Annotated in this window: 9 protein-coding genes and 1 tRNA gene; 4 read left to right on the plus strand and 6 right to left on the minus strand. The window is 67.6% G+C overall.

Annotated elements, in window-relative coordinates:
• Window positions 1-35 precede the first annotated feature (35 nt).
• Both ntrC and FFS49_RS22230 read left to right on the plus strand, forming a co-directional pair.
• The gene (gene ntrC, locus FFS49_RS22225; protein WP_105816935.1) at window positions 36-1,553 is read left to right on the plus strand and encodes a nitrogen regulation protein NR(I); all 1,518 of its coding nucleotides are present in this window, start codon (window positions 36-38) and stop codon (window positions 1,551-1,553) included.
• An 89-nt stretch (window positions 1,554-1,642) separates the two neighbouring features.
• Window positions 1,643-3,757, plus strand: a complete 2,115-nt coding sequence (locus FFS49_RS22230; protein WP_105816934.1) for a prolyl oligopeptidase family serine peptidase — start codon at window positions 1,643-1,645, stop codon at window positions 3,755-3,757.
• 23 nt (window positions 3,758-3,780) lie between these two features.
• Here the strand turns inward: FFS49_RS22230 and xth are convergent, their stop codons facing one another.
• Window positions 3,781-4,557 (minus strand): exodeoxyribonuclease III, encoded by a 777-nt coding sequence (xth, locus tag FFS49_RS22235; RefSeq protein ID WP_071334730.1) that lies wholly within the window; start codon window positions 4,555-4,557, stop codon window positions 3,781-3,783.
• A 183-nt stretch (window positions 4,558-4,740) separates the two neighbouring features.
• Here xth and FFS49_RS22240 point away from each other — a divergent pair.
• Window positions 4,741-4,817 (plus strand) — tRNA-Met (locus FFS49_RS22240).
• Between the two features lie 97 nt (window positions 4,818-4,914).
• Here the strand turns inward: FFS49_RS22240 and FFS49_RS22245 are convergent.
• A complete protein-coding gene (locus FFS49_RS22245; RefSeq protein WP_105816933.1) occupies window positions 4,915-5,607 on the minus strand; it encodes an aspartate/glutamate racemase family protein in 693 nt (230 codons plus the stop codon).
• 137 nt (window positions 5,608-5,744) lie between these two features.
• Between FFS49_RS22245 and dinB the strand changes: the two genes are divergently transcribed.
• The gene (gene dinB, locus FFS49_RS22250; RefSeq protein ID WP_105816932.1) at window positions 5,745-6,908 is read left to right on the plus strand and encodes a DNA polymerase IV; all 1,164 of its coding nucleotides are present in this window, start codon (window positions 5,745-5,747) and stop codon (window positions 6,906-6,908) included.
• A gap of 65 nt (window positions 6,909-6,973) precedes the next feature.
• Here the strand turns inward: dinB and FFS49_RS22255 are convergent, their stop codons facing one another.
• From FFS49_RS22255 to fixL, 4 genes are all read right to left on the minus strand, one after another.
• A complete protein-coding gene (locus FFS49_RS22255; RefSeq protein WP_039364795.1) occupies window positions 6,974-9,061 on the minus strand; it encodes a M3 family metallopeptidase in 2,088 nt (695 codons plus the stop codon).
• A 268-nt stretch (window positions 9,062-9,329) separates the two neighbouring features.
• A complete protein-coding gene (gene folD, locus FFS49_RS22260; RefSeq protein ID WP_105816931.1) occupies window positions 9,330-10,190 on the minus strand; it encodes a bifunctional methylenetetrahydrofolate dehydrogenase/methenyltetrahydrofolate cyclohydrolase FolD in 861 nt (286 codons plus the stop codon).
• 243 nt (window positions 10,191-10,433) lie between these two features.
• Window positions 10,434-11,072 (minus strand): oxygen response regulator transcription factor FixJ, encoded by a 639-nt coding sequence (gene fixJ, locus FFS49_RS22265; protein WP_006493245.1) that lies wholly within the window; start codon window positions 11,070-11,072, stop codon window positions 10,434-10,436.
• Window positions 11,069-13,585 (minus strand): oxygen sensor histidine kinase FixL, encoded by a 2,517-nt coding sequence (gene fixL / locus FFS49_RS22270; protein WP_039364788.1) that lies wholly within the window; start codon window positions 13,583-13,585, stop codon window positions 11,069-11,071. The genes fixJ and fixL overlap by 4 nt, the downstream gene beginning before the upstream one ends.
• Between the last annotated feature and the right edge of the window lie 75 nt (window positions 13,586-13,660).

The following is a 13,660-nucleotide window of genomic DNA, read 5'->3' on the forward strand; positions in this document are numbered from 1 at the left end:
GCGATTCACCAGATTCACCAATATCTGACCGACCTATGAAGCCGATCTGGATAGTAGACGACGACCAATCGATCCGCTGGGTGCTCGAAAAGGCGCTCGCCCGGGACAGCTTCGCGACGAAGAGTTTCGCGAACGTGCGTGACGCGCTGGCCGCGCTCGACCACGAGACCCCGCAGGTGCTCGTATCCGACATCCGGATGCCGGGCGGCTCGGGCCTCGAGTTGCTGCAGGCGATGCACGAGCGCCTGCCGGGCCTGCCCGTCATCATCATGACGGCGTTCTCCGATCTCGACAGCGCCGTCGCGGCGTTCCAGGGCGGCGCGTTCGAATATCTCGCGAAGCCGTTCGACGTCGACAAGGCGGTCGAGCTGATCCGCCGCGCGGTGGAGGAAAGCCTGCGCGGCGGTGCGCCGCAGGACGAGCGCGTGGCCGAGGCGCCCGAGATGCTCGGCCAGGCGCCCGCGATGCAGGACATGTTCCGCGCGATCGGCCGCCTGTCGCACTCGGCCGCGACCGTGCTGATCACCGGCGAATCGGGCACCGGCAAGGAGCTCGTCGCGCGTGCGCTGCACCGTCACAGCCCGCGTGCGAACGGGCCGTTCATCGCGCTGAACACCGCGGCGATTCCGAAGGACCTGCTCGAATCCGAGCTGTTCGGCCACGAGCGCGGCGCGTTCACCGGCGCGCAGACGACGCGGCAGGGCCGCTTCGAGCAGGCCGAGAACGGCACGCTGTTCCTCGACGAAATCGGCGACATGCCGTTCGACCTGCAGACGCGCCTGTTGCGCGTGCTGTCGGACGGGCAGTTCTATCGGGTCGGCGGCCACAACCCGCTGCGCGCGAACGTGCGCGTGATCGCCGCGACGCACCAGAATCTCGAATCGCGCGTGAGGCAGGGGCTGTTCCGCGAGGACCTTTACCACCGGCTCAACGTGATCCGGCTGCGCCTGCCGCCGCTGCGCGAACGCAGCGAGGATATCGCGCTGCTCACGCGCCACTTCCTGCAGAAGAGCGCGCGCGATCTCGGCGTCGAGCCGAAGCGCGTGTCCGACGAAGCGCTGGCTTACCTCACGTCGCTGGCGTTTCCCGGCAATGTGCGCCAGCTCGAGAACCTCGCGAACTGGCTGACCGTGATGGCGCCCGCGCAGACGGTCGAGATCAAGGACCTGCCGCCCGACCTCGTGCCGGCCGGTGCGCCGGTGGGCGCGACGGGAGACGGCACGGATGCGCACGGCAGCGGTGGCGAGGCTGCGCTCGCGCAACCGGCGCTCGGTGCGCTGCCGGCGGTGTCCGCGCCCGTCGCAGCCGCGCCGAACGGCGGCGCGCCGGCCGGCTATCCGATCTGGGAGCATGGCTTGCGTACCGAAGTCGCACGGCTGTTGCGCGAGAACTCGGCCGACGTGATGGACGAACTCGCACGCCGCTTCGAGGCGGCCGTGATTCGCGAGGCGCTCGACTTCACGCGCGGCCGCAAGGTCGAGGCCGCGGAGCGGCTCGGCATCGGCCGCAACACGATCACGCGCAAGATCCAGGAACTCCATCTGGAGCCCTGAGCACGATTCGCGGCATGCGCGGGCATCGCGCATGCCGCGATCGGACATAATCGCGGTTTGCATGCCGTTTGCCATTCCGCCCATTCTCAATGTCCGATTCCTTCCGCTGGCCCGCCGGGGCCGACACGTTCCGTTTCCTCGAAGCGCTCGACAGCAAGCGCGCCCGCACGTGGGTCGACGAGCAGAATGCGCGCACGCGCGCCGCGCTGCGTGACGACGACGCGTATCGCGCGCTGACGGCGCGCCTCGCCAAAGCGTACCTGCCGCGCGAGCGCCCGGTGATTCCGACCCGCTGGCGCGACTGGGCCTACGACCTGTGGCAGGACGATCTTCATCCGAAGGGGCTGTGGCGCCGCACGCGCTGGGACGACTGGCGCGCGGGAAAGCCGGCGTGGGAAACGCTGCTCGACGTCGACGCGCTCGGTGCGCAGGAGGGCGAGTCGTGGGTGTTCGAGCAGGACGCGATCCTGTACCCGGACGGCGATCGCGCGCTGCTGTCGCTGTCGCCGGGCGGCGCCGATGCGGTCGTCGTGCGCGAATTCGATCTCGTCGAGCGCCGTTTCGTCGACGGCGGCTTCACGATCGACGAGCCGGGGCATCACACGGTCGGCTGGATCGATCGCGATACCGTCTACGTGAGCTGGGATCGCGGCGAAGCGCATGCGACCGCGGCCGGCTATCCGTATGAAGCGCGGCGCTGGGTGCGCGGCACCGCGCTTGCCGATGCGCCCGTCGTATTCCGCGGCGAACCCGACGACATCAGCGCGGGTGCGGGGTTCGATCCGATCGACAACCGTCACGTCGCGTGGCGCAGCGTCGATTTCTTCGACGCACATGCGTACCGCTTGACGGAGGCGGGCGAGTGGGCGCGCTACGACGTGCCGACCCACGTCGAGGTCGGGTTCTGGGAAGGCTGGCTCATGCTGGAGCCGCGCCTCGACTGGGATTGCGACGGCGTGCGCCATGCGGGCGGTTCGCTGCTCGCGATCCGCGAGCAGGCGTTCCTGGCCGGGGCGCGCGAATTCACGACGCTGTTCGCGCCGCAACCGTCGACGTCCGCGTGCACGTGGACGCACACGCGCACGACGCTGATCGCGAGCTGGCTCGACGACGTGCACAATCGCACGATGCTGTGGCAGCCGAGCCAGGCCGACGACGGCACGTGGACGTGGGACGCGCGGCCGTTCGAATGGCCGGGGCCGGGCGATGCGCAGATCGACGTCGAGCCCGTCGAGTCGACGCTGAACGACGAGATTTACGTGGACGTCGACACCTGTCTCGATCCGCCCGAATGCTGGCTTGCCGACCTTGCGGATCGCGCGGACGATGCGCCGTCGCGCCGCGTGCTGCTCGACCGGCCGCCGGTGCAGTTCGACGCGGCCGGGCTCGTCGTGCGCCGCGCGAGCGCGCGCTCGCAAGACGGCACGACGGTGCCGTACACGCTGATCGGGCCGCGCGATTCACTCGACGTGGCCGACGGCGCCACGCGTGTCGCGCGGCCGTGCCTGCTGTCGGGCTATGGCGGTTTTGCGATCCCGAACCTGCCGGGCTACAGCGATGCGTTCGGTATCGGGTGGCTCGAGCGCGGTGGCGTGATGGCGTTCGCGCACATCCGCGGCGGCGGCGAGTTCGGGCCGCGCTGGCACGTCGATGCGCAGCGCGAACACCGCCAGCGTTCCTTCGACGATTTCATCGCGGTGGCCGAGGACCTGGCCGCCACCGGCGTGACGACTGCCGCGCAGCTCGGCATCGAGGGCGGCAGCAACGGCGGATTGCTGGTCGCCGCGTGCATGGTGCAGCGGCCGGAGCTGTTCGGCGCGGTGCTCTGCCGCGTGCCGCTGCTCGACATGCGGCGTTATCCGAAGCTGCACGCGGGCGCCGCATGGCTCGACGAATACGGCGACCCGGACGATCCGCACGAAGGTGCGGCGCTGGCCGCGTACTCGCCGTATCACCGCGTGCGCGAAGGCGTCGCGTATCCCCCGCTACTGCTGACGACGTCGACGCGTGACGACCGCGTGCATCCGGCGCACGCCCGCAAGATGGCCGCGCGCATGCAGGCGCTCGGTCACGAACGGGTCTGGTATTGGGAGAACACCGACGGCGGCCACGGCAGCGCCGACGATCTGGAACGCGCGGAGGCCGATGCGGCCGAATTCGGGTTCCTGTGGGCCCATCTGGGGCCGGCGCCCGCGCGACGCTGAACGCGCGCGGGCTGCCCGGGAGATCAGCCGACGACCGCGACGACGGGCGTGTGGTCGGACGGCTGTTCCCACGTGCGCGGCGTGCGATCGACTTCGCACGACGTGCAGGTTTCGGCCAGCGCCGGCGACAGCAGCACGTGGTCGATGCGCAGCCCCGCGTTGCGGCGGAACGCCATCATCCGGTAGTCCCACCACGTGAAGGTCTTCTCCGGCTGTTCGAAGCGGCGGAACGCATCGACGAAGCCGAGCTCGATCAGTTGCGCGAAGTGAGCGCGCTCCTGCGGCGACACGAGGTTCTGGCCTTCCCATTTTGCAGGGTCGTGCACGTCGCGGTCTTCCGGCGCGATGTTGTAGTCGCCGAGCAGCGCGAGCTTCGGGTAGCGCTGCAGCTCGGTGCGCAGCCATGCCTGCAGCGCGTCGAGCCATTGCATCTTGTAGACGAACTTGTCGGAGTCGGGCGCCTGTCCGTTCGGGAAATACGCGGACACGATGCGTATGCCGTCGACCGTCGCGGCGATCACGCGCTGCTGTGGATCGTCGAAACCGGGGATGTTGCGCACGATGTCCGATTCGTCGACGGCGAGCGTGTCGCGCACGAGGATCGCGACGCCGTTGTAGGTCTTCTGGCCGGTGAACCAGCTGCGGTAGCCGACTGCCTCGAGATCGGCGCGCGGGAATTTCTCGTCCGGCAGCTTCAGTTCCTGCAGGCACAGCACGTCGGTTCCGCTTTGCGCGAGCCAGTCGAGCACATGCTGCTTGCGGACGTTGAGCGAGTTGACGTTCCAGGTGGCGATTTTCATGAACGGGAGTGTGCGTGCGGGGTGAATGCGAAGGCCGCCATCTTACCGCGAGCACGGGGCGCGAACGCGCGCTTCGTGCGGGGCGGGGGAGGCGCCGCGCGCAGCCGTTTCGATGAATCGGGAAGAAATTGTGACAAAAGTATTGACGTGAGTACTCCCTCACCCTATAATTTATTTCTCTGACGCGGGGTGGAGCAGTCTGGCAGCTCGTCGGGCTCATAACCCGAAGGTCGTAGGTTCAAATCCTACCCCCGCAACCAAGCACACCAGACGATGTGCAGCGCAAGTGACCGATGCGCGCTTCGTCGACAGGAACCCGGCCTCGTGCCGGGTTTTTTGTTTTCTGCGCGGCAGCGATCAGCGCGCTGCCCACTCGACCGCCGCCTTCGCATGCAGCGCGGTCGTGTCGAATACCGGCAGCGGCGAATCGTCCGCGCCGATCAGCAGCGTGATTTCCGTGCAGCCGAGGATCACGGCCTGCGCCCCGCGCCGGGCCAGTTCCTCGATGATCGCGACGTACGTCGCGCGCGATTCCGGCGAGATGATGCCGTGACACAGCTCGTCGTAGATGATCCGGTGCACGTCGTCACGCCCGCGTTCGTCCGGCACGAGCACCTCCATCCCGAACTTGCCGCGCAGCCGCTCCGCGTAGAACGGCAGCTCCATCGTGTAGCGCGTGCCGAGCAGCGCGACGCGCTCGACATCCGCATCGCGCAGCGCGGTGCCGGTCGGATCGGCGATGTGCAGGAACGGCAGCGTCACCGCGGCTTCGATCGCATCGCACACGCGATGCATCGTATTGGTGGTCAGCACGACGAGATCGGCGCCGGCCGCCTCGAGCTGTCGCGCGGCGCCGGCCATCCGTTCGCCGAGCGCGGCCCAGTCGTGCGTGCGCTGCAGCGCTTCGATCTCCGCGAAATCGACCGTGACCAGCACGCTCTTCGCGTTGTGATGCCCGCCGTGCAGCGCCTTCGAATGGCGATTGATCATCCGGTAGTACTCGGCCGACGATTCCCAGCTCATCCCGCCGATCAGTCCGATCGTCTTCATCCGTCACCTTGGCGTTTCGTGTCTTGTGGCAGACGAGTATAGGCGCGGCTGTCCGTGCCCGGCCGGTACGATCCGCGCAAAGCGGGCCGGTACGGCGCCGCCGGGCGCGGCCGCACGCGACAGTTGAAACCGGCACTGTGTTTTTGTACAGTATCGGCACCGTGAACCCGACCATCATTCCGTCTGCCGATCCGCCCGCGCCGCCGCCGGGCGACGCGCTGCCGCGCATGCGCAAGATCATTCACTGCGACTGCGACTGCTTCTACGCGTCGGTCGAGATGCGCGACGACCCGTCGCTGCGCAACCGGCCGCTTGCGGTCGGCGGCCGGCCCGACCAGCGCGGCGTGATCGCGACCTGCAACTACGAGGCGCGGCGCTACGGCGTGCATTCGGCGATGTCGTCGGCGCTGGCGATGCGCAAGTGCCCGGACCTGCTGATCCTGCCATCCGCGATGGACAAGTACCGCGCGGCGTCGCGGCAGATCATGGCGATCTATCGCGACTACACGCCCGACGTCGAGCCGCTGTCGCTCGACGAGGCGTACCTCGACGTCAGCGGGTCGGAGCGGTGCCAGGGGAGTGCCACGCTGATAGCCCGGGAGATCCGCCAGCGCGTGTTCGACACGGTCGGCGTGACGGTGTCGGCGGGCGTCGCGCCGAACAAGTTCATCGCGAAGATCGCGTCCGACTGGAACAAGCCCGACGGGCTGTTCGTCGTGCGGCCGCACGAGATCGACGCGTTCGTCGCGGCACTGCCGGTGCGCAAGCTGCACGGTGTCGGCAAGGTGACGGCCACGCGGCTCGACCGGCTCGGCATCCAGACCTGCGCGCAGTTGCGCGACTGGCCGCTGATCGACCTGCACCGCGAGTTCGGCGCGTTCGGGCGGCGGTTGTACGAACTGTCGCGCGGGATCGACGAGCGGCGCGTGCAGGCCGACCAGGAACGCAAGTCGGTCAGCGTCGAGACGACCTACGTAACCGACCTGACGACACTCGAGCAATGCGCGGAGGAAATCCGCCGACTCGTCGTGCAACTCGACGCGCGGATCGAACGGGCGGGTGCCGCGCGCTCGATCCGCAAGCTGTACGTGAAGATCCGCTTCGCCGATTTCCAGCGCACGACGGTCGAGTGCGTGGCCGATGCAACGAATGCGGATACGGCCGTCACGCTGCTCGCGAAAGGGCTGCAACGGCGTGCGCAGGCGGTGCGGCTGCTCGGCGTCGGCGTGCGCATCGACGAAGATACCGCCGAGCGCCACGGGCAGTTCTCGCTGTTCGACGACGCATCGCCCGCGCCATGAAAAAAGGCACCGCCGAAGCGGTGCCTGTCGATGCAGCCTGAACAGCCGGAAGGGCCGGGCGGCGCTCAGTGCGCGGGCGCAGCCATCCCGTTGTGGCGCAGCAGGGCGTCGATCTGCGGCTCGCGGCCGCGGAACGCCTTGAACGAATCCATCGCCGGGCGGCTGCCGCCGACCTCGAGGATTTCGCGGCGATAGCGCGTGCCGGTCGCCGCATCGAGCACGCTGCCGCTTGCGGCGGCCGCTTCCTCGAACGCCGCGTACGCATCGGCCGACAGCACCTCGGCCCACTTGTAGCTGTAGTAGCCGGCCGCGTAGCCGCCCGCGAAGATGTGGCTGAACGTGTTCGGCCAGCGTGAGAACGCGGCTTGCGGGATCACGTGATAGCGCTCGTTGATCTCGCGTGCGAACGCGGTCACGCCGGTCGCGCCCGCCGGATCGAAGTCGACGTGCAGCAGCATGTCGAACATCGAGAACACGATCTGGCGCAGCGTGCCGAGCCCGCTCTGGAAGTTCTTCGCCGCGATCATCTTGTCGAACAGCTCGCGCGGCAGCGCGGCGCCCGTGTCGACGTGCGACGACATCGACGACAGCACGTCCCACTCCCAGCAGAAGTTTTCCATGAACTGCGACGGCAGCTCGACGGCATCCCATTCGACGCCGTTGATGCCCGACACGCCGAGTTCGTCGACGCGCGTGAGCATATGGTGCAGCCCGTGGCCGAATTCATGGAACAGCGTGATGACTTCGTCGTGCGTGAAGCACGCGGGCTTCCCGCCGACCGGCGCCGAGAAGTTGCAGGTGAGATACGCGACCGGCGTCTGCACGCTGCTGCCGCGCTTCGCGCGCGAACGCGCGTCGTCCATCCATGCGCCGCCGCGCTTGCCTTCGCGCGCATACAGGTCGAGATAGAACTGCGCGACGAGCGAGCCGTCGCGGTTCTCGACGCGGAAGAAACGCACGTCCTTGTGCCACACCGGCGCGTCGTCCGGCTTGATCTGCACGCCGAACAGCGTCTCGGTGACGGTGAACAGGCCCTTCAGCGCGGCCGGTTCCGGGAAGTACTGCTTGACCTCGTTTTCCGAGAACGCGTAGCGCTGCTGGCGCAGCTTTTCGGCCGCGAATGCGACGTCCCACGGCGCGAGTTCGGCGAGGCCGAGTTCCTTCGCGGCGAACGTGCGCAGCTCGTCCCAGTCCTTGTCGGCGTGCGGGCGCGCGCGCGTGGCGAGATCCTCGAGGAACGCGATCACCTGCTGCGGCGATTCGGCCATCTTCGGCGCGAGCGACACTTCGGCGAAGTTGCGGAAGCCGAGCATCAGCGCCTCTTCGCGGCGCAGCTTCAGCGCATCGGCGACGATCGCCGTGTTGTCCCATTCGGCCTTGCCGTCGCCGTACTGCGGCCCGAGTTCCGACGCGCGCGTCGCATAGGCGCGGTAGAGCGTTTCGCGCAGTGCGCGGTTGTCGGCGTATTGCAGCACCGGGAAGTAAGACGGGAAGTGCAGCGTGAATTTCCAGCCTTCCTTGCCATCCTTTTGCGCGGCTTCGCGCGCAGCCTCGATCGCGTCGCCGGGCAGGCCGGCCAGATCGGCCTCGTCCTGCACGAAGTACGCGTACGCGTTGGTCGCGTCGAGCACGTGGTCGGAGAATGCCTTCGACAGGGCTGCCTGCTGCTCCTGCAGTTCCGCGAAGCGCGGCTTCTGGTCCTCGGGCAGCTCGGCGCCCGACAGGCGGAAATCGCGCAGCGCGTTGTCGAGGATCTTCTTGCGTTCGGTGGACAGCGTCGCGTATTCGGCGCTTGCGGCGATCGCCTTGTACTTCTCGTACAGCGCGAGGTTCTGGCCGACGCTCGACCAGAATTCCGTCACGCGCGGCAGGTTCTCGCCATAGGCGGCCCGCAGTTCGGGCGTATCGGCAACCGCGTTCAGGTGGCCGACGATGCCCCATGCGCGACCGAGCGGCTCCGTCGCGTGCTCGACCGTCTCGACGACTGCTGCCCAGGTTGCCGGCGTCGCGGCCGCGCTTGCCGTCTCGACCGCGCGGTTGGCGTCATCGAGCAGCGTGTCGAGCGCGGGCGTCACGTGTTCCGGGCGGATCTCGCCGAAGCGGGGCAGGCCGGAGAAATCGAGTAGCGGGTTGGTGTTGGCGCTGGCGGACATTAAGACTCCCTGTCTGTTGCCGGATGAACCGGGGTGAAAAGGGTAAGGCGCGCAAGGCAACGCGGCGCCCGATATCGACATTATTGGGGCGCATCGCGCGCTTTCCAATCGTTAGTTTCTAACGATGCGATTGATGCGGGGTCGAATGCGGGGTGGAAGCGTTTGATGGCGCGGCCGACGCGGTGCGGTGCGGTGCGGCCGGCCAGGCCGGCGAGGCCGGCGAAGCGCCGGCGCGCGGAACCGCACGCCGGCTGAACGGGGCAGAGGCTCAGGCGGCCGCGTCGGCGGCGCGCTCGGCGGATTCGATCGTGTTGATCAGCAGCATCGTGATGGTCATCGGGCCGACACCGCCCGGCACCGGCGTGATGTGGCCGGCCACTTCCTTCACGCCCGCGAAATCGACGTCGCCGCACAGCTTGCCCGCGTCGTCGCGGTTCATGCCGACGTCGATCACCGTCGCGCCCGGCTTCACCATGTCGGCGGTCAGGATGTTGCGCTTGCCGACCGCGGCGACCACGATGTCGGCCTGCCGCGTGTGCGCAGCGAGGTCGCGCGTCTTGCTGTGGCAGATCGTCACGGTCGCGCCGGCGTCGATCAGCATCATCGCCATCGGCTTGCCGACGATGTTCGAGCGGCCGATCACGACCGCGTTCGCGCCCTGCAGCGGGATGTCGTGCGCCTCGAACATCTTCATCACGCCGTACGGCGTGCACGGGCGGAACAGCGGCTTGCCGGTCATCAGCGCGCCGGCGTTCGCGACGTGGAAGCCGTCGACGTCTTTCTCCGGTGCGATCGCCTCGATCACCTTGTGGCTGTCGATGTGCTTTGGCAGCGGCAGCTGGACGAGGATGCCGTGGATCTTCGGATCGCGGTTCAGCGCGTCGATACGCGCGAGCAGATCGGCTTCCGACAGCGTGTCCGGGTACGCCTCCTTCAGCGAGAAGAAGCCGTTGTCCTCGCACGCCTTGATCTTGTTGCGCACGTAGACTTCGCTCGCCGGGTTGGCGCCGACGAGGATCACCGCGAGGCCGGGCTGGTGGCCGCGTGCGGTCAGGGCGGCGGCGCGTTCGGCGGCCTGGGCGCGCAGGGTCTTCGAAAGGGCGTTGCCGTCGATGAGGAGGGCTGTCATGGTGGTGGGTCCTGCCGGGAAGTTGGAATGCGGGCGTACGGCACCCGAGGCGCCGCAGCAAAGCACGTAATTATACCGGTCGCCTGCTGCCGTCCGACAGCGAATCAACGGAAAGCGTCATGGCCGCGGCGCTCGCGCGCCGGGAGAACGGCCGCCGCCGCGCGAGTGGGCCGCATCGCGCGGGGCGGCTGGGAGCACTGGCTTGCGGGCCGGGCGGGCAGTGCCGCCGCGGCCGGCGCCCGCTCAGGCCTGCTTCTTCGACAGCGCGAGGCGCAGCAGGTCGGCCACCGTGTTGACGTTGAGCTTTTCCATGATGTTCGCGCGGTGCGCTTCGACCGTCTTGATGCTGATGCCGAGATCGTCGGCGATCTGCTTGTTCAGGCGGCCCGCGATGATCCGTTCGAGCACCTGCTGCTCGCGCGCGGTCAGCTTCGACAGGCGTTCGCTCGCGGCACGCTGTTCCTGGACGCTCTTGCTTTCGCTTCGGGCCTTGTCGAGCATCCGCTCGACGAGCTTGCGCAGCTCGGCTTCGTCGAACGGTTTCTCGATAAAGTCCATCGCACCCTTTTTCATCGTCGAGACGGCCATCGGCACGTCGCCGTGACCCGTGACGAAGATGATCGGCAGCGCGGCATTGTCGGCAATCAGGCGCTCCTGCAGTTCGAGGCCGCTCATGCCCGACATGCGGACGTCGAGGATCAGGCACGCGATCTGGCCGGCCTGCTGTGCAGGCTGGTAGGCATCGAGGAACTGCTCGGCGCTTGAGAAGCATTGCACGCGATAGCCGTTCGCCTCCAGCAGCCAGCGCAGCGAGTCCCGTACGGCCTCGTCGTCGTCAACGACAAAGACGGTTTCCTGAGTGGTGGTGACAGGGCTATTCATAGTTCTCCCGTAACGGTATGTGATGCCGATGCCTCGCGCCCCCCTTGGCCGAGATCAGCGGGTTCCCCAATGGGCAGGCTGCAGTGGAACGTTGCGCCGGATATGCGGCCATCCGGCTCGACGTTGTTGACCACCCACAGACGCCCCCGATGCGATTCGATGATCGAACGGCAGATATTCAGCCCCATGCCCATGCCATCGGACTTGGTGCTGTAAAACGGTTCAAACAGGCGCTCGGCGGTCGCTTCGTCGACGCCCGGGCCCTGGTCGATCACGCGGATGTCGACGAAGCCCGCCTCGATATCGGCGACGACGCGGATCACGCCGTCCACCGACGCCGGCTTCACGTCGGCCATTGCCTCGGCCGCGTTCTTCATCAGGTTCACGAGCACCTGCTCGATCAGCACGGGGTCGACATAAATAATAGGCATTCTTGCGAGGATTTCCGTGACGATCCGGATCCTGCGCTTCCTGGCCTCGATTTCGGCGAGCCCGACCGCGTCGGCGACGATGTCCGCGACCCGCGCCGGCTGGCGCTTCGGCTCGCTGCGCTTCACGAATTCGCGGATCCGCTTGACGATCATCCCCGCGCGCAGTGCCTGCTGCGCGGTCTTTTCCAGCGCGGGCTGCAGCGTCTCCGGCGTGCCGCGGCCGCTCTTCACGAGCGCGAGCGTGCCCGAGCAGTAGTTGTTGATCGCGGCGAGCGGCTGGTTCAATTCGTGAGCAATCGACGACGCCATTTCACCCATCGTCATCAATCGGCTCGTGAACTGCAGCTTCTCTTCCTGCTGGTGCGCGAGTTCCTGCGCCTTCTTGCGGGTCGTGATGTCGGTCGCGATCTGCATCTGCGCGAGGTGGCCGTCCACCCACTGGATGTACTGGCGGCGCACCTCGAACCACTTCTGGATGCTCTCGACGTACACCTCCTGCGCGTCCGCCGTGCTGCTCGTCAGCGCGGCGGCCGGCAGGCCCGCGAACGCGTCGACCATGTCGATCGAGTCGGACGATGCCTGCGCACGGTCGAAGCCGCCGCCCGACAGCTCGAGATGGCCGTCCGGGCGAATGCCGAACAGGTGGCGGTAGTAGCGGTTCGCGAACAGCAGCTCGGCCTCGTCGGCGGCCAGCACCGACACCGCGGCGTCGAGGCTTTCGAGTACGGTCGTGAAGCGCTCGTGCGCGGCAGCGAGTTCCTCGCGCGCGCGCTTCGGCTCGGTGATGTCGGTCATCGACGACATCCAGCCGGTCTGGCGGCCCGAGCTGTCGATCAGCGGGGAGACATAGAGGCGCGCATGGAACAGCGTGCCGTTCTTGCGCCGCACGCGCAGCTCGAAACCCGAGCTCGGCGCCTTGCCGCGCAGCGTCATGTCGAGCTGGCGCTGCATTTCCGGGTACGCGTCGCGCGGCCAGTACGGGAACGGCGCGACCTTGCCGACGAGGTCGGTTTCGTCCCAGCCCGTCATCCGGCAGAACGCGGGGTTCACGTGCGTGATGCGGCCGTGCATGTCGAGCACGCGCATGCCGATCAGCACCGAGTTTTCCATCGCGCGGCGGAAGAACGCTTCCGCGTACAGCGCCTGCTGCGCCTCGAAGCGCTGGCGCGTGTGCTTCCACAGGCTCCAGAGGCTCCACAGCACGAAGCACGACAGGCCCGCGACGAGCCACACGAGCGTGTTGTTGGTCAGGTTCGTGAGCTGCGGGAATGCATACACGCGCACGGTCAGCCCCTGGCCAGGCGGGTCGAGCGGCAGGTCGTAGTGCGAGTCGCGCGGCAGGCGCGGGCGCGTCGACGTGGACGACAGCTCGCGGTTGTTCGCGTCGGTGATCGAGATCTTGTACTTCGACGACAGCTCCTGCGGGATGTCGTGCTTCAGGATGCCTTCGACCGAGAACACCGCGGCGATCGAGCCGAGGTACTCGCGGTCGCCGCGCATCACCGGTGTCTGCAGCGTGATGAAGCCGTTGCCGAAGTCGTCGTAGATCAGCGGCGAATAGGCCTGGCGGCGCGTGCTGCGCGCCTCGTCGTACGCGCCGCGCACGGCGTCCTGCATCTGCGCGTCGCCGGGCTTCGCGAGCCGCTGGCCGAGCAGCGGCGGATGCACGGTCGGCCAGCGCTGCACGCCGGGCGACGTGTACCAGTTCAGGTAGAGGATTTCCGGATGCGTTTGCATCACGTCCGCGACGGCCATCTGGAACGCGTTCTGGTCGAGACGGCCGGAGGCGAGATCGCGCGACACCGCCTGGAGCTGTTCCTGCGCGCCCGTCATCGACAGGCGGATCTGCTGCTGCGCCCACGCGACGTTACGGAAGAGGGTGTCTTCCTGCTGCTGTTGTTCGCGGCGATTGAGGCTCCACAGGATGAGGCTCATCACCACCAGGAACACCAGGATCGACAGCAGGGGCGTCAGCAAATAGGAATTGGACCACCACGGTCCGTGGTGCCAACGGGACGGCTGCGACTCCGCCGGCGGGCCCGACGGTCGCGCCGAGCGTGCGAAAAGCCGATCGGTCAACATGGCAGGATTGTAGCGCAGCGCAATACATGGAAAACCTATACCGGATATGTTGAACGGAAACGGATTTGTTCAGCC

Origin of the sequence: Burkholderia sp. 4NA327C6 (assembly GCF_005502655.1) — a bacterium.
Classification (GTDB): domain Bacteria; phylum Pseudomonadota; class Gammaproteobacteria; order Burkholderiales; family Burkholderiaceae; genus Burkholderia; species Burkholderia contaminans.